This window comes from Amorphoplanes digitatis, from assembly GCF_014205335.1.
Taxonomy (GTDB): Bacteria; Actinomycetota; Actinomycetes; order Mycobacteriales; family Micromonosporaceae; genus Actinoplanes; species Actinoplanes digitatus.
Map to the genome: position 1 here is coordinate 8,143,304 of NZ_JACHNH010000001.1, position 17,507 is coordinate 8,160,810.

Below are 17,507 nucleotides of genomic sequence, written 5' to 3' on the forward strand. Positions count from 1 at the left end.
ATGACTACCGACAGACTACTGAGCCCGCGCTCGGAACCTGGTCACAGCTGGCAAGGCGGGCCGGGGCGGCGCCGGCCCGGTCGCGGTGTCGAGACTTCGACAGCGTGATCGGGCGGCGCCGCCCCGGCAGGAAATCACTCGGACCGGCGGCCGAGCTACGGCAATGCGTATCGCCCGCAGCGGTCGTCATGCGTCTATTGGTGCCGGCGGCCCGTCACATATCAAGATTCTGTTCGATCTGCTTCAGCCGGTGACGGGCCATCGCGAGATTGGCGCGCTCGCGGTGCAATGCCAGATAGATGAAGAGACCCTTGCCGGAGCGGGCGGTGACCGGCCGGATCAGGTGATACTGCGAACCCAGCGTCACGAGGATGTCCTCGATCTTCTCCTTCAGGCCCAGCATCTCCATGGTGCGCATCTTGGCCTTCAGCACCTCCGTGTTGGTCGCCGCGGCGACCGCCGGATCGAACGTGTGGTCACCGCCGGCGGTGCCCAGCGCCATGCCGCTCGTGTAGTCGCCGATCGCCGCGGCGATCGCCCCGTCCACCTGCAACGCGTCCTTGAGCGCCACATCCATCTCTGTCATTTGCGTCCTCTCGGCTCATGACGACCAGGACCTGAGAATGCTCGGCGGACACCCGGAGGGAACGGACGCGCTGTCCGATGACGGCCAACTGCCGTACCCGATGATGTAGATGTTCGGGATTTGAGTTGCAACTTTTCGCAACTCGACATCTCGACATCTCGGAATGTCCGAGTATCGGAAGGCAAGCAAACCGGTAGAGGTAACGGACCGTTGCACCCGAACGGCGGTGCGACTCTGGTCTGCCGCGGCTAGGTAATGTGGGCCGCGCACGACATAGCCAGCACCTGGGCGAGGCCCGGGGCCGTTGCAAACCAGGGTGGGAGCCGCCGGTGTCGGTGCCGCTGTATCAAGCCAAGGCGGAGATGTTCCGGGTACTCGGGCATCCCGTTCGGATCCGCGTACTCGAATTGCTGCAAACCGGCCCTCTTCCGGTACGCGACCTGCTGGCCCGCATCGACATCGAACCCGCCAACATGTCACAACAACTCGCCGTCCTGCGCCGGGCCGGCATCGTCATCTCCTTCCGCGACGGCGCTCTGGTCATGTACGCACTGAGCACCCCCGCCGTGGCCGACCTCCTCGCCGCCGGACGCCGGATCCTCAGCGAGGTCCTCACTGACCGTGACAGCCTTCTCGCCGAACTCCGCGCGCAGAAGGACTCCGTGTGAACCTCACCAGGCGGCGTCCAGCCGGCCCCGCGACTCCGCGTCCAGCTTGAGATCACGCGAGTCCATCACCTCGTCGAGCCGCTCGAGGGTGCTCGCGCCGACGATCGGCAGCACCGCCGGATCCCCGCCGAGCAGCCAGGCCAGCACGACCTGATTGCGGGTGGCGCCGAGCTCCCGCGCCACCTCGGCGAGGGCGGCCGACCGGCTCACCGTCCCCGGGTGGTCGTAGGCCCGCTCCAGCGGCCGGTCCGCCCGGCCGTACCCACCGTTCAACAGCGTGGTGTACGCCCAGAGTTCCAGCGCCGGCTCGCTGCGCACGTAGTCCAGCGTCTCCGGGAAGACCTGCCGGTGCGACCACGACTCCAGCGGCGCACCAGGACGCGGCAGCAGGTAGGAGTGCCGAAGCTGCAAGGCCGTCCACCCGGCCACGTCCCGCCCGGCGGCAAGCCCGCGGGCCCGCTCCACCCGCCACGCGGGGGTGTTCGACGCGCCGATCCGGCGGGCCCGGCCGTCGGCCACCAGCTCCCCGAACACGCCGACGGTCTCGCCGAGCGGCACGCCGCGGTCCTCGACATGCGCCCAGTACATGTCCACATGCTCGACCCCGAGCCGGCCCAGGCTCGCACCCATCGCCGCGCGCACCACCGCGGCCGACAGCCCCTCCGCCGAGTCCAGCCCCCGCGCCGGATCGGTGGGCTGCGCACCCACCTTGGTGCTGAGCAGGACCCGCTCCCGCATACCCGGGCGCTCCGCCAGCCACCGGCCGACGGTGCGTTCGCTCTGCCCGCCGAAGCCGGACGGGTGCTCCCAGAACGCATAGTTGTTCGCGGTGTCGATCCACCGGCCGCCCCGCTCCACGAAGCGGTCGAGCAGCGCGAACGACTCCGCCTCGCCGATCCGGGTACCGAAAAGCATTGCTCCGAGCACGATCTCCGTCATGCCCGCAGATCCTGGTGCCTGGAGCGCACTCCAGGTCAAGTGTGCTCTGTGGACAACGCTGACAGAATCGGCGCATGTCCCGATACACACCCGGCGAGGTCGCCCAGCGAACCGGCCTCAGCCTGGACACCCTGCGCTACTACGAACGGATCGGACTCCTCGACGGCGTCGACCGCACTCCCGCCGGCCGGCGGGAGTACAGCGACGACGACCTCGGCTGGCTGGAGATCCTGCGCTGCCTGCGGGAGACCGGCATGCCGATCCAACAGATGCGCCGGTACGCCGACCTGTGCCGCGACGACGGCACGATCGCCGAGCGCATCGCCTTACTGGAACAGCACGACAATTCCGTACGGGATCAGATCGCCATGCTCCAGTCGCAGCGCGCCCACCTTCGAGGAAAGATCGACTACTATCGCTCGCGTGGTTGAGCCGCGGCCCTAGGTTGGCGGGATGCCGCTGACCTTCCCGTCCCACCCGGCCACCGTGCTACCCCTCAAGCTGTGGCGGCCCCGGTGGTTCGACGGTGTCGCGCTCGCGATCGGCTCGATGGCGCCCGACCTGGCGTACGCGTTGGACGGCACCGGCCTGCCGGTGTGGCCGCTCTCCCACCAGCCCGCCGGCCTCATCGCTTGGTGCCTGCCGCTGACCCTGGCGCTGACGTGGCTGATCCGCCGCGCCGCACCGGTCCTCGCAGGCCAGCTTCCGGTTGCCGGCCCGCTCGCCCTGCGCGACTACGGCGCGCTGGGCGAGTCCCGGCACCGATGGCCGATCACCGTCAGCTCGGCGCTCCTCGGCGCCGCCAGCCACCTGATCCTCGACCGGATCGAATTCGCCGCACCCGCGACCGAGAACGTCATGCACGTACTGGGCGCCGTCACGCTGGCGGCCGTCGCCGTCAACATCGGCCGACACCGGTTGCTGCGCCGATGGCACGGAGACCCACCGCCGCGGCAGGGGCGCCCGGCGGTGTTCTGGGCCGTCGCCGCGGGAGTCGCGCTGCCGCTGGTCGCCCTGATCCCGTTCCTTCCGGGCGCGACCTTGGCGCACACGTCCGGCGCGCGTCTGCTGTGCGCCGTCGGTCTGGGCCTTCTGACCGCGTCGCTGCTCGTCGCGGCAAGCCGAAACCTCGCCGCCGCCCGGCCTTGAGTCGTGAGTGCAACCTCGACGCATTCGGCGGTACGCCTGATACCAGTTCGGGGTCCGGACTTCCCGCACGACGTCAGCGACCCTTTGCGGGGAGTCCTTGATTCTTGTCGCAAAGATATGTCGGGCGTAACGGGTGACACGTGGGTATCAGCCCATTCCTGGTTGTCCAGAATTGATTGATCACCCTCCGAACAGCTTTCGGACAACCATCCGTAGCCGTACAAACACAAGTAATCCGGTGCGCCGCGCAGATCTCGACGATGCGTGCCGGCCGGTGGGCGGGTACCGGTTTTTTATCCGAAGCGTGCGCTTTCCGCAGCACGCAGATCGATCAGAAGAGGTAGGCAGTTGGATACCAAACGCGTTGCTACGGCGCTAGGAATGGCGGCTGCTGCGGCTATCGCCACGGTGGTGGTCGACGTTGCCCCGGCGAGCGCGGGCGCGTACGGCTGCGCCGGCGTCGCGGTGGACAGCGACACCATCACGCGTGGCGGGAGGACCCTTGGTTGGCTGACGTTCTACTGGGACAGCGCTTCGGGTGACAACTGCGCTGTCATGGTGAAGAACGGCGACGTCCTCCCGGGCAGGGTGCCCATGCAGGTGGCGATCCATCAGGCCGAGGCACCGTACAGAACCGTCCAGGACCCCGGGAACTACACCTGGTACGCCGGGCCGGTGAAGGTTGACGGCCGCAACAAGTGCGTGTGGGCGAACGGCCACATCGACGGCGTCGGCGGGGTCATCGACGACCACTGCGGCTGACCCCGGTATCGGCGGGTGGAGCCGCCGCGCATGGTCGTGGCGGCTCCACCGAAGCAGAGCGGAGGGACGGTAGTCACCGGCCAGGCACTGGCTCGCTGACCGGCGGACGCCGGCACGGGTGCGGAGTCCAACTCGCCGTGCGCAAGGGACCGAACCAGCCGTTGAGCGCCTGGCCGACGGCGAGATTTCCGTTCCGCCGTCGCCGCCTCAATTTCCAGCGTGTTTGGCAGTAATCCAGAAGGGACACTCTTAATGCTGCGTCGAATCACGTCCTTCCTCGCCGCGACCGCACTCGCCGTGCTGACGTCGGTCACGGTTGCCGCCTCGCCGGCCATGGCCGGTGCAAACGCGATGGCCTGGACGTACGACAGCGGAACCGCCCGAGGTCAGGCCGTCTGGTACCACGACGGTGACAGCCTCAAGGTCTGCGACATGAGCGCCGACGGCCGGGGCATCCGGGGCGTCATCTACTCATACAATTCCGCCGGCGATTTCTGGGAGAATGAGTTCTCCGTTACGGACTCAAACGCCGCCGATGGCTGCAAGACCGGCTCGAAGAACGTGCCGGACGGACGGAAAATCGAGGTTCTCGTCTACCAGTACTGGGGCGACACGACGTGCTGCGGCGCGAGCTCGACCGGCGTGGCCTGAGCCGAGCGAGTAGCGGCCCGCCCGGCCCCTGCTGGGCGGGCCGCAACGCCGATACGTGAAATAAATTCACGAAGGTGTGTTCCGTCGGCGGCCGCGCGTGCCCTTCGCAACATCGCGTGCCGAGCAGCGGACCTGAGCGGGGCGGCTGCAGTTCGCGGCCCGCTTCAGGCGGCTGGGGACGGCATGACCGGACTGGGGACCGGTCATCAGCGCCTCGGGTTATAGCCGATCAAGGCGCTTGACCTGGCCAATGGGGTGCCCCCGGCAGGAATCGAACCTGCGACACACGGTTTAGGAAACCGTTGCTCTATCCCCTGAGCTACGAGGGCGCGGTTGCTCATGCTACCTGACGGGCGAAGCCCACCAGCACGCGACAACACCATCGCTGACCAGCGGTGTCCCCGCGAGGACAATCGGCCACCGGGTCATCCAGAGCGGCAGATGGCGCGCCGAGGAGCCGGTGACCATCACTGCCCAAAGCCGGCCGCACCTGCCCTCAAAGCACACCCGGCGATGGTGCCGGCGAGTCAGGAGCCTCACCGTCGCGGAAAGCAACGACGTCGGCCCGCAACTCGTCGTCATCGACCTCGTCCAAGTCGATCGTGGCGACCAGACCAGCCAGGCGGGCCAACTCGCCCGGATGGGTGGCCCAGTATTCCGCCGGTACCCGGCGAAGGACGGCTGTCAGTAGGTCACCCGGGTAGTAGTCGCCTTCGGCGAGCGGGTCGTGTTCGAGAACGTCAAGCGCTCGCGGCACCAGAACCAACACGCCTTCTCGCTGGCCGAGCAGCACCCGCAGGTCTTCGACCTCAAGCGTGCCGATCGGTTTGCGGCGCAGCTCGTGAACCGTGGCGACAAGCTTGGTAGCACCAGCCGGCGCGTCATCCCAGGCGTCGCCCTCAAACTCTTCGAGGGATTGCTCTAGTGCGTCGGTCATGGCATCTCCCGTTCAGTGGGGGACTCACGGTACAAACTGCTCGGAGTGATCGAGCAGCCGACTCGCTTCACCGAGTTCGTCCTGCGCGGGAGATCGCTGCTCCTCCGACAGCCGCACATTGCTGACCTCCCGCTTGAGTTGTCTGATTTCGCTTGATCAAGCCGCGCCACACCAGGGTAAGGCCGCCGCTCGACCGGGATCGTCGCGGCCGATTTGTGGGTCAATTGGCTGGCCGCCGGGGGCATCGCATTGAACATCACGAACGGTCGCACGATGATCCGACCACTCCACCACAGCGGTCGCGGTCCGAGCGTTCTCTGCGGCAGAAGTCAGGATCCCTCGCAGCGAGAAGCGCCTCAGGTCGGGCCTGTCAAACGAACGGCAGGTGTAACTCGAGCGACCCCGGCCTCGGTGATCATGGCTGCAGGATGGGGTCGGCTACCAGCGAAAGGACTGACGTGCTCGGTGACTGTGGGTGGTGCCGCTGATGACCGCCTCGATTGAGATTTGGGCGCAAGGCGACCCGACCGGCGAGTCTGTGGTCTACCGATGGGAGGCCGATCAACAGACCGGTTTCGTGACGTTCGAGGTAGCGACCCGGAAGGTCCGGCTGGCGGACGAAAACGGTCTGCCGATCGGGGATCTGTTGTTCGATCCTGCCGCGGGTGAGCCGTCGGGCACTGCCCCCGGCATGAACCAACGGTTGTTCAACCAGGTGGTCGTCGCGATCATGCGTGCGTACAGGCGGGCCGGAAAGGCGCCGGCCACCGCACACGCCTACTACTACTGACACCTCAGCACGGCCCGGATGGCTGCCCGTCAGCTCGCGAGCACCCTGGCCCTGGGTACGCACCGAGCGAGTCACCGCGACTTCTCGTGCGCCCGGCACGCGGGTTGCGCCGGACTCGCCAGGTGCACGGAGGCTCAGGAAGGTCGTCGCGGCGCGCTGGACGGGAACGTCAGGAGCAGGACCGCTCCGGACCGCGGCGAGGCCAGCTGCTCCCCTGACTGCCCGATGAGTGTCAGCTTGCCGGGGAATGGGTAATCAGATCTGATGCGGAGCGGAGTTACGCAAGCAGCGGATGGTGCGCCCGGGGTCACTCGGCGCATTGCTCGCCTGCTTGTGCTGCTCGGCGTGGCCGTTGCGGTGTATCTAGCACTGAGCCTTTTCGATCATGCGGCGCGGGCCGATGCGGGGTCGATTGATCAAATTGGCGCTACGGATCCGGTCGCCTCGGGCAAGGCCGCGGGCGCCAGAAAAGTCATCCCGAAGCCGAAGTCGATCATTCCGAAGTCGACCGCCCTGAGGGTTCTCCCGCACAGGATCCACCGGCCAGCGATCAAGACACCCAAGGTCCGCCCGCCGAAGATCCAGAAACCCAAGACGGCTCATGCCCTTCAAAACCAGGCATCGGAGAGGGTCTCGGCGCCGAGCATCCGCGACGGCGGGACGGTCCGGACATCGGAGCTCCGTCAGCCCACGTCCGATGCGGCCCGAGACGCCGCCCGAGCCACGGTGACCCCGGCAGGGATGGCGGTCATACGGCAGAAAGTGTCGACCCCCACCCAGATCTCTTCTCTGCCCAAGCTCGCCGATCTGGCGCAGGCCGCATTTGCCTCTTGGCCGCGGCCTCCCGATCCGCCGCAGCTCCAACTCCCCGCTTTGCCGCAGCTGCCGTCATGGCCGCAGCTGACCAACCTGCCGCAGGCCCACCTCCCCGCACTGCCGCAGCAGCCCGGGCCGCCGCAGGCCTGGGCGCCAGCACCGGCCCGAACCACGGCGTCGCTCAACGCCCTAGTGCCACACCAGCCGCTCATGCCGGCGGCCTCCGCACCGACACCCGGGCTGTCCGGCGTGACCAAGCCGCCGACAGCACGGGCTCAACCGCGGACAGCGCCGCTCCCGGCCCCGTCACGCCAGCCGCCCGACCGCTCGACTTCCACCGGACAAGCACGTGACTCCGGCAGCGGAAACGCGCCCGTGATGGGCACCGTCTCGTCGTCGTGGCGGGCCGAAGTGGTGGCCACCGGCTGTCGCCTGGCCACCGATCTCATCGCCCGCGGACGCACCGTCCGCTACGCGGGCCCTCCCAGCTGAACGAACTCCCGCAGGGATTCCGGAAACCGGCCGGCACCAGTTCGGCCGTCCCGAAGCTTTGACCCTGGCTGGGAGGCCATCGTGATCCGCATTCTGCTCATCGAACCCATGAATCTGCTCCGCGGCGCCCTCGTCGCAACGTTGTCCGCTGAGGAAGACCTCGAGGTGATCGCTGACCTGGGCACCCTCGACCAGGCGCCGGACATGGCCCGCGCGGTGCCGCCGGACGTGGCCGTGGTCAACATCGCGCTGCTGGCCGGCGCCGGCCTGTCCACGTTCGCCCGGCTCACCGCGGAGCAGCCCGACTGCGCCACCTTGTTGCTGGCCGGCCCGGAAGAGTCCGGACTGCTCAACCGCGCGCTTGACCTGCGCATCGACGGCGTCGTCGGCACACAGGCCGCCCCCTGTGAGCTGATCCGCGGCATCCGCCGGCTCGTCCGTGGCGAACGGGTCATCGACGCGAGCCTGGCCGTGGCGATGGTGACGGCGCCACGCAGTCCACTATCGAGGCGTGAACTCAACGTGCTCAGCGTGGCCGCGTCCGGGGTGCCGTCCACGGAGGTCGCCGCCGAACTGCACCTGAGCGCCGGCACCGTACGCAACTACATCTCGGCGATCCTCCGCAAAACCGGCGCCCGCAACCGCTTGGAGGCGGTCCGTCTCGCGGAGGGCGCCGGTTGGCTCCAATGACGGCGACGTGGCCGCACCCCGGGCGGGGTGCGGCTGCGTCGGAGGTACCGATCAGAGCTGGCCGAGCAGCGCCAGGATGGCGTTGAGGAGCGCTGCCAGTCCACCCGCGGTGGGGGTGCCGTCGAGCAGGTGGGTGATCGCGCACAGCAGGTTGCCGAGCAGGCTGCCGGGCGCCTGCACCGCGGTGATCACCAGGTGCACCTGGTTCAGGTCGACCACCAGGCCGAGCAGGTCAAGGTGCAGTGGCCCGAGCACGAGGTTCAACACCTGACACGTCGCGGCCGCGACGGTCACGGGCATGCTCACGGTACGGGTGACCGTACCGATGGTGGCGCCGGACGAGTCGCTGACCGTACCGGTGAGCACACCGGTGGCCAGCAGGTTCCCGTTCCGCTGCGAGAACCCCGTCGGGGTGAAGGTGCCGGCGAAGGAGCCGTTGTCGGCCGTGCCGGTGATCGGTGTGGCGAGGGCAGTTACCGGCGGCGCGGCCGCCGGGGCACTTGGGGCGGCATTGGCCACACCAGCACCCGCGAAGCTGAGTCCCAACGCCGCAAGCAATGCTACGACGATCATCGATAGCCGAGTCCGAGATGCCATCATTCCTCCTGCTGATCACGATCCGCTTGACTTCTGCTGTCATCGATAAGCCTCGTTGCCGGTGTGGACTCAACCCAGTGAGTGCTGTCATCGGCTGACGGTGAGCGGAGTCAGAGCGATCGCTGACAAACGTCATGTTTGCGGCACGATGACCGGCTGAACGACCCAGCGAAGGACTCGTGGCAGGAGGCTACGAATTCTGCCAGAGGAAACGGCCTTCCCGGAGATCCGGCGACAGGAACACGTAGCCGATGCCGGCGTCACCGAAATTGATCGGGAAGGGAAGTCGTTCGGATTCCCACTGGAGCAGGAGCCCGTAGCCCTCCCCCGGCACCTCCGGGTTCTGCAACCACAGCGGCTCACCATTGGTGAACTGATAGCTGTCCGGGTCATCCGGTACCGCCACGAGCAGGTGATCGGCGGCGACCGTTGGCCCGGTCGCCTGCGCCGACACGTCGATCGGCCGCGGATCGTCGGAGCCGTAGACCTCCACTATCGACCCGTACACCCCGAGCAGCGGCAGTCGCCCGTCGGGCTGGATGATGACGGCGTTCTCACCGCCGTCCGCCTCCCAGGCGTCGTCCACGTACTCCGTGGCGTCGGTCATGAAGACGTAAATCAGCCCAGCCGGGAGCTTGATCTGCGCGATGAACGACATCGGCGTGCCGTGGTTCCGAGAAATCGGCCACTGCGGCTGCTCAAGCCACACCGGCTGGCCGCCCATCTTGGAGATCGGTTCCACCACCGGGCCATCGGCAGGCTCCACGGTGAAGAAGTTGCGGCGCGACATTGTCGTCTCCGATTCCGAACGCAGGGATTTGACGGACGTGCGGATCCACGACGCCGTCGTGGCCTGCTCGCCGTCCGGCAACCGAACCCGGCAGACCCACCAAAGCCGAGCCGAGGCGGGCATGATCGCACACGCGGGTCACCGCGGCCGGCCAGGCGGTCGCCTCGCGGCGCGATCGGGCGCGAACGGCACCGCGCAGGCAGCGCGCATCGGGCATCGCGCCCCAATTCCGGCGCGAAGAAGTTGCAATTCGATCGACGCCTTTGATCGGCCGCCCGCGGCAGGTAATAGTTTGCCGATGGGTCGCCTGCCGCTTGGTTTACCGCAAGTGAGGCCGACAACAATCCAGACCCGTCAAAGCCAGCCATCCTGGAGGTCCGGTCCGTGTCTCGTGCGTTCATCAGGCGACTCACCATAGGAGCGTTGCCACTATCCATAGTGGCGGCCGTCGCCGCAGCACCCCTCACCCCCGCGTTCGCCAACCCGGCGGGTACCGGGCTGATCATCAGCGAGGTCTACGTCAACGGCGGCTCCTCCGGTGCCAGCTACCTGAACAAGTTCGTCGAGCTTTACAACCCGACGTCGAGCGGCCTGCCGCTGACCGGCAGCACCCTGCAGTACCGGGCGGCCACCAGCACGGTCGTGCCGGGCGGCGCCCAGGTCTTCGCCCTGTCCGGGACCGTGGCCCCGCACGGCTACTTCCTGATCCAGCTGCCGAGCAACAACGCGAGCACCAACCCGGGTGAGCCCCTGCCCACCCCCGATCTGACCAGCACCGTCAACCCGGGCGCGGCAGGTGGAACGCTCTACGTCGCCGCCAGTGCGACCGGCGTCCTGCCCACCGACGCCGCGGTCGTCGACAAGCTCGGCTGGGGCACCAGCAACTCGCCGGAGGGCGCGGCCGCGACCGGTAACTCGCTCGTCCTGAGCTACCAGCGCGCCGCGACCGGCGCGGACACGGACAACAACAGCGCCGACTTCGCCGCGGCCACGCCGACGCCGCGGAATTCCGGTGGCGGCACCGCGGCGGTCGCGGTGACCGACCCGGGCACCCAGAACGCCACCGCCGGCGAGGCCATCGCGCCGCTGACCCTGGCGGCCACCGGCGGCGCCGCGCCGTACACGTGGTCCGGTTCCGGCCTGCCCGCCGGCCTGGCGGTCTCCCCCGCCGGCATCCTTTCCGGTACGCCGACCGACGCCGGCACCTCGAGCGTGACGGTGACGGCCACCGACTCGGGCGGTGCGACCGGCTCGGCGTCGTTCACCTTCCAGGTGGCGGCCGCGCCGGTCACGGCATCGATCGCCGAGATCCAGGGCACGAACACAAACACTTCCCCGTACGCGGGGAAGAGCGTGACCACGACCGGCGTCGTCACCGCGGCGTACCCGGTCGGGGGTTTGAATGGTTTCTTCCTGGAGAGCGGTGGCCCGGACCTGACGCCGGGGGCCTCGGACGCGGTTTTCGTCTTCGGTTCGATCTCGGCCGGGCAGGTTGCCGTCGGTGACAGCGTGCGGGTCACCGGCTCGGTGGTGGAGTTCCAGGGCCTGACCGAGATCAGCGGGCCGACGGTCACGAAGCTCGCCGACCCGCTGCCCGCGGTCGTCGCGGAGACCCTGCCGTGGACCGCTCTCGACACCGACGCCGAGAAGGAGGCGTACGAGGGTGAGCTGATCGCGCCGCAGGGCACGTTCACCGTGTCGGACAACTACGACACGAACTTCTACGGCTCGTTCACGCTGGCCGCCGGCGACAAGCCGCTGCGCCAGCCGACCGACGCCGGGCGGGCCGGCAGCGCCGCGGCGCAGGCCGTGGTCGCCGACAACGCGGCCCGCATGATCACTCTCGATGACGGCTCGAGCCTGAACTACAGCAGCGCCGCGAATACGGGTAAGCCGCTGCCGTGGCTCACGCCCGGCAACGCCGCCAGCGTCGGCTCGAAGGTGACCTTCCACCAGCCGGTGATCCTGGACTACCGCTTCTCGCTGTGGAACATGCAGCCGCCGCGGCAGGTCACCGACGACGGCGCGGCGGTCGCGACGTTCAGCGACATCCGGGCCGGCAAGCAGCGGCCGGCCGCCCTGCAGGGCACCAGGATCGGCACGTTCAACGTGCAGAACTACTTCCCGATGACCGGCGAGGAGTACGTGACGCGGGGCCTCGGCACCTGCACGTACTACAACGACCGGGCCGGCAACCACATCACGGTGAACCGGTGCTCCGGCCCCGGCAACTCGCCCGGCCCGCGCGGTGCCGCCGATGCCGTCAGCTTCGCCCGCCAGCAGGCGAAGATCGTCACCGGCATCAACCGGCTCGGCGCGAGCATCGTCTCCCTCGAGGAGGTCGAGAACTCGGCGTGGTTCGGCGAGGATCGGGACAGCGCGCTCGCCGGGCTGGTCGACGCGCTCAACGCCGCGGCGGGCTCGGCCGTGTGGGCGTACGCCCCGTCGCCGTCCGCCGACAAGCTGCCGCCGCTCGCCCAGCAGGACGTGATCCGGACGGCCTTCATCTACAAGCCGGCCGAGGTCTCGCTGGTCGGGGAGCCGGCGGTGCTGTCAACCGAGTCGGACGAGGGCGAGCCTTTCTCGATCGCTCGGGAGCCGGACGCGCACGGCTTCAAGAAGGCCGGCGCCAGCGACCTCGACGCGTTCCTGGTCGTCTCCAACCACTGGAAGTCCAAGGGCAGCGGCACTCCGCTCTACGACGGCGACGCCGAGGACACCTCGTCGCCCGCCAACAACCAGGGCGCGTTCAACGCGACCCGGGTACGTGAGGCGCAGGCCGTTGTCACGTTCGCGAACGAGGTCGCGGCGAGCCTCGGCACGACCAGGATCTTCCTGGTCGGCGACTTCAACTCGTACACCCACGAGGACCCGATCCACGTCCTGTACGAGGCCGGCTACACCGACCTGGGCAGCAGGTACGACCCGAACGAGCACACATACGGGTTCAACGACCTGCAGGGCTCGCTCGACCACGTGCTGGCCAGCCCGACCGCCCTGGCGATGGTCACCGGGGCGGACGTCTGGCAGATCAACGCCCAGGAAGCGGTCGCGTACAACTACAGCCGCTACAACTACAACGCCACGCTGCTCTTCGATGGCAGCGACCCGTTCGCGGCCTCCGACCACGACCCGGTCATCGTCGGCCTGAACCTGCCGTCGACCCCGGCGTGGAACGCCACGAAGATCTACCAGGCCGGCGACACGGTCGCCTACCAGGGCGCGATCTACCGCGCACTGTGGTGGACGATCTGGCAGGCACCGGGCAACCCGTACGGCGCCTGGGAACAGATCGCTACTGCCGCGGACGGCACCGCCATCTGGACCCCGTCACGCATCTTCACCGCCGGCGACACGGTCGTCTACCAGGGCAAGAAGTACGTCGCCCAGTGGTGGACCCGCAACCAGGTACCCGGCAAGCCGTTCAGCCCGTGGAAGGCAGTCAGCTAACAAGGTCGACGGCGGCGGCCCGGGGCTCAACAGGCCCCGGGCCGTCAGGCATCACCCAGATGAGCGGTACGTGAAAGAGCCTCACTACCCACACTGGTTCTACTACCTCCGAGGCGGATTGTCAGGACTGCGGCCCTCATCTACCCAAGCGGCCGCGGATCTCATCGCGTGCATCTGGCGGCAACCTCCGGTAGGTGTTCCACGCACGATCGAGCGGAGTGAGGACCCGCCGGCCTCTGGCGATCCAGCGCTGTAGCTGCCGGCGGTCGTCATCGTCGAGGGAGTTGATGGCGGTCAGCACCTCGTCGGCTCGCGCCGGCGAACCATTCGAACCCGCCCGGCATCGTTTGCACTCGGTGACCAGCATGACGCGCTCCCTGCCATCAGGAAGCAGCGTCGGGCGTCGGCTCACCGATAGGACGCCCGTCTGGGTGGAGTCATCGGGGTAGGGCTCCCCGCCAGAAATACCGCATATCGTGCACATGTAGTCGTCGCGGCTCAGCGCGGCCTGCTTTTCCTTGGCAGACATCGTGTTCTGCGGTGCCGCCGCGCGGCGGGCGGCAGGGTCCCAGACGGGCACCCCGACATGCAGGAACCGCTGTTCCTCCGCCAGCAGCGAGGCATCCTCCGTGCTGGTAAGGATTGACCACCGATAGTCCCGCAGGTCACGGAGCCTGCGGTCGGCCTGGCTAACCCCAGGGAACGCGAGACGCAGCTGTTCCTTAGTAAAGGTGTTGCCTTCGCCGACCACCTGCACGAGCCACAATGCAGCGCGCACCATCGTGCCGCCTTTGAAGTCGGGGTCATCCCAGGCCGGAAGATCCACTCTTGCCCCTCCCGTCGCACAGGCACCTGGCCGATCGCAGGTTGCCCGCGAAATGTCAGTGGGTGCTGCCATCATGCACGAAGCAACTGGCACAGGTCCTGGGAGGCTCCAGCATGTCGGTAGATTTCGGCACTCCGCCGGAGGGTGACAACATTCGCTCGCTCGTGGAGGAGCGGCTCAAGCAGGTGATGGCGGAGCATGGCGCCAAGGTCACGGTGGATTGGCGCGGTGAGCAGCGGCACCTTCATGTGATCTCCATGCCCGTCGACATGCTGTACTTCAACCCGGACACTCACCGGATCCGGGCGCAGCGGACACTCGACCCCCAGCGAAACCGGACGCTCGAGGAAAAGCCGTGGAGCGAGGCGGCGCAGCAGTACCTGCATCATTTGCTGACGCGGAAGCCGTCGAACCCTGACCAGGTCGACCCGGACTACACGGCGCTGATGGAGGAGCTCGAGGACTTCGGGCAGAAAGAACCTGGCATCGTTAGCCGACTCGGCATTTTGGTAGACGGAAATACCCGATGCGCAGCGCTGCGGGACCTCGGCGTTAAGGACATCCGCGTCGGCGTTCTCCCGGCGGACACGTCACGGCGCGACATCAACGCCGTGGAACTGTCTCTGCAGTTGCGCCGCGACAAGCGGCGTGAGTATTCCTACATCAACCGGCTAATTGCAATCGAGGATGAACTGTCTAGCGGGCGCCGCGAAGAGGACGTCGCCCGCGACTTCAACATCAAGACGACGACCCTCCACCAGGATCGCTGGGTCTACCAGCTCATCAAGGACGCCATCGACCGCAGCACGGCTGACGACGGGGTGGCTCTGCGTGAGGTCGACTTCGAGGACCACCAGGAAAAGCTGCGTGAGCTCTACCGCGATTACACCAAACTAGCGAGGAGCAACCCCGACGCTGCGGAGCAGCTGAAGGAGACCCGGCTCGCCATGGTGGTCCTCAACTACCCAAAGACCTCTGTGCGGCTCGCCGAGGCTGACTTCCACACGCGGTATCTCAACGAACGGCTGCCCGAAGACTTGCGCCCAGCGGTACAGGAAGGCACCCCGGTGAGCATTCCAGGGCTTCCCGGCGTAGCGATTCAGGACGCCACCGCGGTAGTGAAGAGCACGCGGGCCCTGACTGACTCGCTACTGCGGGCGAGCGCCAAGGCACGTGCCGGTGACAAGCTGGTGCCATCCACTGTGGCCGAGGCCGACAGCCTCATGAAGACGGCCCGCAAGACGTTCGACGCGGCAGTCAAGCTGGCCGGGCAGAACGCACAACTTCAGAAGAGGCAGGTCGCGGTCAGTGAGCGGCTTACCGACGCGGCAGACTACGTCAATCAGTGTGCAGCAGAATTCGCCGAGGCAAAGGCCAAGCGGGCGCTCGACGAGGATGCCTTCGACGACGCGTTGCTGGCTCTGCGTGCCAGCCTCGCACGGCTCGCCAAGCAGGCCGGCCGCACGTTCAGCTCACCCGGCGATGGCGTGGCGTGGCTGCTGGACGCAGCCCAGGAGCGCTGACATGGCCGACAGTCCTACACCCACTCTGAAGATCGAATTCGGCGACGCGGTCACGACAGCCCGGCTGCGCGCTGGCCGCGGATATGAAGACGACCTGCGCCGACTGGCACTGCGGTTTGGCTCAAGCGTCCAACGATCGCCATCGACGATGGACGTCAACATCGACGACCTACTCACTAATCTCGTAGCGCTTGCCACGTGGCCCGCCACAATGAGCGTCGCGTGGGATCCACAACTAGCGGCACTTGCGTCAGACTCGGCGGCTGACGCTCAGACTGTCGCCCGTCGGCTCGAGCCCGGCGATGCCCTGCCTGGCGAGGTACAGCTTGGCGACATTCCTGGTGTGCTAGGGCCGAACTGGACCGGAAACCTGACCGACTTTCAGCGGCGGGACATCGCCAAGCTCCTCTCGATGCGCCACGGCGCCAACTTCTCGGTGCCAGGCGCAGGCAAGACCCGAGTCGCGCTCGCTGTCTTCGAAGCGCTGCGGTATGCCGGTAAGGCACAACGGCTCCTCATCGTTGGCCCTAAGTCCTGCTATGACGCCTGGCGCGACGAGAATCAGCTGTGCCTGGCAGAGCCACTCCGGATGGACGTCTTCACTCGGCCGATTGACCCAGCTGTCGATGCCCTGATCGTCAACTACGAGCGCATAGACGGTGCTGTCAATGAGCTCGGCGCGTGGCTCGCGGACCGGCCATCAATGCTGCTCCTTGACGAGGCGCACCGAATGAAGCTGGGCGCCGAAGGCACGTATGGTGCCGCCTGTCTCGCCTTGGCACCGCGGGCACGCCACCGGCTGATCCTTACTGGCACCCCAGCCCCTAACGGCGTTAAGGACCTGCAGAATCTTCTCAGCTTCGTCTGGCCAGGCTACGGTCGGCAAAAAGTCATCCAAGCAGTTGCCGGAGGCGACTTGGCGCAGGCGAGCCGCGTTCTCAAGCCGCTGTTCTCCCGGACCACCAAGGCGGAGCTGGGCCTGCCTCCCGTCACAACGAGCATTCGCCCGCTCAAGATGCCGCCGCTTCACGAGGAGATTTACGAGGCACTACTCGGGCGGTTTTCGGCCCGGATAGCGGACGCCGCCGACGATCTTCCAGCCATGGGCAAGATCGTGGTTTACATGCTCATGGCCGCCACGAGCCCTGCCCTTCTGTCAGTGGGCACGACGCGTTACGAGCCGCTCATGTACCAAGTGCCGCCACTCAGCGTTCCCGATGGCACTCCCCTGTCGGAGTTGATGCGGGATCTTCCCAGCTATGAGATGTCGCCGAAGTACCAGGAGACGCTGGCCATCGTGGCCGCCAACGCGAGCCAGGGCCGCAAGACACTGGTCTGGTCAACATTCGTCCGGAGTCTAAATACCTTGCGAGAGGTTCTGCGCGAGTTTGAACCGGCCGTCGTGCACGGCGGCACCGAAGATCGCGATGCGGAGATCATGCGCTTCCGGGCTGACCCCTCCTGCGCCGTTCTGTTGTCGAACCCAGCGACGCTCGGCGAGGGCATCAGCCTGCATCACGAGTGCCACGACGCCGTCTATGTCGACCGTGACTTCGCCGCGGGCCGGTTCCTACAAAGCCTGGACCGCATCCACCGGCTTGGACTAGCGCCCGACACGGAAACTCGCATCACCGTCCTCGCCACCGAGGGCACGATCGACGAGGTCGTAGAACAGCGATTGAGCGACAAGCTGAAATTCATGGGACGCATCCTTGATGACCCGGCCGTCCAGCGTCTGGCCGACCTCGAGGAGGAACCTTCCACCGGCGCCGGCCTCGACGACCGGGATCTGCAGGCATTGATGGGACACCTGCGTGCCTATACCGCCTGAGCCGGTGTTA

At 67.3% G+C, this 17,507-nt stretch carries 17 protein-coding genes and 1 tRNA gene; 11 read left to right on the plus strand and 7 right to left on the minus strand.

Annotated elements, in window-relative coordinates:
- Positions 1 to 214: 214 nt before the first annotated feature.
- Positions 215 to 586, minus strand: a complete 372-nt coding sequence (locus BJ971_RS36085; RefSeq protein WP_184997784.1) for a hypothetical protein — start codon at positions 584 to 586, stop codon at positions 215 to 217.
- Between the two features lie 329 nt (positions 587 to 915).
- Between BJ971_RS36085 and BJ971_RS36090 the strand changes: the two genes are divergently transcribed.
- On the plus strand, positions 916 to 1,254 hold the full coding sequence (locus BJ971_RS36090; protein WP_184997785.1) for an ArsR/SmtB family transcription factor: 339 nt from the start codon (positions 916 to 918) through the stop codon (positions 1,252 to 1,254).
- Positions 1,255 to 1,257: 3 nt separating this feature from the next.
- On the opposite strand, the gene BJ971_RS36095 is transcribed toward BJ971_RS36090, so the two are convergent.
- Complete coding sequence (locus BJ971_RS36095) at positions 1,258 to 2,193, minus strand: aldo/keto reductase (protein WP_184997786.1); 936 nt, start codon at positions 2,191 to 2,193, stop codon at positions 1,258 to 1,260.
- Positions 2,194 to 2,267: 74 nt separating this feature from the next.
- Here BJ971_RS36095 and BJ971_RS36100 point away from each other — a divergent pair, with 74 nt between their 5' ends.
- The 4 genes from BJ971_RS36100 (at position 2,268) to BJ971_RS36115 (ending at position 4,755) form a co-directional block, all read left to right on the plus strand.
- Positions 2,268 to 2,624 (plus strand): MerR family transcriptional regulator, encoded by a 357-nt coding sequence (locus BJ971_RS36100; protein ID WP_184997787.1) that lies wholly within the window; start codon positions 2,268 to 2,270, stop codon positions 2,622 to 2,624.
- Between the two features lie 22 nt (positions 2,625 to 2,646).
- Positions 2,647 to 3,342 (plus strand): DUF4184 family protein, encoded by a 696-nt coding sequence (locus BJ971_RS36105; RefSeq protein WP_184997788.1) that lies wholly within the window; start codon positions 2,647 to 2,649, stop codon positions 3,340 to 3,342.
- Positions 3,343 to 3,723: 381 nt separating this feature from the next.
- Positions 3,724 to 4,104, plus strand: coding sequence for a hypothetical protein (locus BJ971_RS36110; RefSeq protein ID WP_184997789.1), 381 nt, complete (start codon positions 3,724 to 3,726; stop codon positions 4,102 to 4,104).
- Between the two features lie 252 nt (positions 4,105 to 4,356).
- Positions 4,357 to 4,755, plus strand: coding sequence for a hypothetical protein (locus BJ971_RS36115; RefSeq protein WP_184997790.1), 399 nt, complete (start codon positions 4,357 to 4,359; stop codon positions 4,753 to 4,755).
- Between the two features lie 256 nt (positions 4,756 to 5,011).
- Here BJ971_RS36115 and BJ971_RS36120 read toward each other — a convergent pair.
- Both BJ971_RS36120 and BJ971_RS36125 read right to left on the minus strand, forming a co-directional pair.
- Positions 5,012 to 5,084: transfer RNA gene (locus tag BJ971_RS36120), tRNA-Arg, on the minus strand.
- A 167-nt stretch (positions 5,085 to 5,251) separates the two neighbouring features.
- Complete coding sequence (locus tag BJ971_RS36125; protein ID WP_184997791.1) at positions 5,252 to 5,692, minus strand: contact-dependent growth inhibition system immunity protein; 441 nt, start codon at positions 5,690 to 5,692, stop codon at positions 5,252 to 5,254.
- A 487-nt stretch (positions 5,693 to 6,179) separates the two neighbouring features.
- Between BJ971_RS36125 and BJ971_RS36130 the strand changes: the two genes are divergently transcribed.
- From BJ971_RS36130 to BJ971_RS36140, 3 genes are all read left to right on the plus strand, one after another.
- Entirely contained in the window at positions 6,180 to 6,482 is a 303-nt protein-coding gene (locus tag BJ971_RS36130) for a hypothetical protein (RefSeq protein ID WP_184997792.1), read from the plus strand.
- Positions 6,483 to 6,827: 345 nt separating this feature from the next.
- A complete protein-coding gene (locus BJ971_RS36135) occupies positions 6,828 to 7,790 on the plus strand; it encodes a hypothetical protein (protein ID WP_184997793.1) in 963 nt (320 codons plus the stop codon).
- A gap of 81 nt (positions 7,791 to 7,871) precedes the next feature.
- Entirely contained in the window at positions 7,872 to 8,480 is a 609-nt protein-coding gene (locus tag BJ971_RS36140) for a response regulator transcription factor (RefSeq protein ID WP_184997794.1), read from the plus strand.
- Between the two features lie 51 nt (positions 8,481 to 8,531).
- On the opposite strand, the gene BJ971_RS36145 is transcribed toward BJ971_RS36140, so the two are convergent.
- Together BJ971_RS36145 and BJ971_RS36150 are read right to left on the minus strand one after the other, a co-directional pair.
- On the minus strand, positions 8,532 to 8,999 hold the full coding sequence (locus tag BJ971_RS36145) for a hypothetical protein (RefSeq protein ID WP_239087634.1): 468 nt from the start codon (positions 8,997 to 8,999) through the stop codon (positions 8,532 to 8,534).
- A 268-nt stretch (positions 9,000 to 9,267) separates the two neighbouring features.
- Complete coding sequence (locus BJ971_RS36150) at positions 9,268 to 9,867, minus strand: DUF1963 domain-containing protein (RefSeq protein ID WP_184997796.1); 600 nt, start codon at positions 9,865 to 9,867, stop codon at positions 9,268 to 9,270.
- A gap of 423 nt (positions 9,868 to 10,290) precedes the next feature.
- Here BJ971_RS36150 and BJ971_RS36155 point away from each other — a divergent pair, with 423 nt between their 5' ends.
- On the plus strand, positions 10,291 to 13,317 hold the full coding sequence (locus tag BJ971_RS36155) for an ExeM/NucH family extracellular endonuclease (protein WP_239087635.1): 3,027 nt from the start codon (positions 10,291 to 10,293) through the stop codon (positions 13,315 to 13,317).
- 136 nt (positions 13,318 to 13,453) lie between these two features.
- Here BJ971_RS36155 and BJ971_RS36160 read toward each other — a convergent pair whose 3' ends face one another.
- Positions 13,454 to 14,143, minus strand: a complete 690-nt coding sequence (locus BJ971_RS36160) for a KpnI family restriction enzyme N-terminal domain-containing protein (RefSeq protein ID WP_184997797.1) — start codon at positions 14,141 to 14,143, stop codon at positions 13,454 to 13,456.
- 113 nt (positions 14,144 to 14,256) lie between these two features.
- Here BJ971_RS36160 and BJ971_RS36165 point away from each other — a divergent pair, with 113 nt between their 5' ends.
- Together BJ971_RS36165 and BJ971_RS36170 are read left to right on the plus strand one after the other, a co-directional pair.
- Positions 14,257 to 15,666 (plus strand): ParB N-terminal domain-containing protein, encoded by a 1,410-nt coding sequence (locus BJ971_RS36165; protein WP_184997798.1) that lies wholly within the window; start codon positions 14,257 to 14,259, stop codon positions 15,664 to 15,666.
- Between the two features lies 1 nt (position 15,667).
- Positions 15,668 to 17,497, plus strand: a complete 1,830-nt coding sequence (locus tag BJ971_RS36170; RefSeq protein ID WP_184997799.1) for a DEAD/DEAH box helicase — start codon at positions 15,668 to 15,670, stop codon at positions 17,495 to 17,497.
- Positions 17,498 to 17,507: the final 10 nt, after the last annotated feature.

Bases quoted from the DNA above. Each gene is read 5' to 3' on its own strand.
- BJ971_RS36165 (WP_184997798.1), top strand. From the start codon at position 14,257: ATGTCGGTAGATTTCGGCACTCCGCCGGAGGGTGACAACATTCGCTCG.
- BJ971_RS36085 (WP_184997784.1), bottom strand. From the start codon at position 586: ATGACAGAGATGGATGTGGCGCTCAAGGACGCGTTGCAGGTGGACGGG.
- BJ971_RS36125 (WP_184997791.1), bottom strand. From the start codon at position 5,692: ATGACCGACGCACTAGAGCAATCCCTCGAAGAGTTTGAGGGCGACGCC.
- BJ971_RS36105 (WP_184997788.1), top strand. From the start codon at position 2,647: ATGCCGCTGACCTTCCCGTCCCACCCGGCCACCGTGCTACCCCTCAAG.
- BJ971_RS36115 (WP_184997790.1), top strand. From the start codon at position 4,357: ATGCTGCGTCGAATCACGTCCTTCCTCGCCGCGACCGCACTCGCCGTG.
- BJ971_RS36150 (WP_184997796.1), bottom strand. From the start codon at position 9,867: ATGTCGCGCCGCAACTTCTTCACCGTGGAGCCTGCCGATGGCCCGGTG.
- BJ971_RS36095 (WP_184997786.1), bottom strand. From the start codon at position 2,193: ATGACGGAGATCGTGCTCGGAGCAATGCTTTTCGGTACCCGGATCGGC.
- BJ971_RS36110 (WP_184997789.1), top strand. From the start codon at position 3,724: ATGGCGGCTGCTGCGGCTATCGCCACGGTGGTGGTCGACGTTGCCCCG.
- BJ971_RS36130 (WP_184997792.1), top strand. From the start codon at position 6,180: ATGACCGCCTCGATTGAGATTTGGGCGCAAGGCGACCCGACCGGCGAG.
- BJ971_RS36170 (WP_184997799.1), top strand. From the start codon at position 15,668: ATGGCCGACAGTCCTACACCCACTCTGAAGATCGAATTCGGCGACGCG.
- BJ971_RS36100 (WP_184997787.1), top strand. From the start codon at position 2,268: ATGTCCCGATACACACCCGGCGAGGTCGCCCAGCGAACCGGCCTCAGC.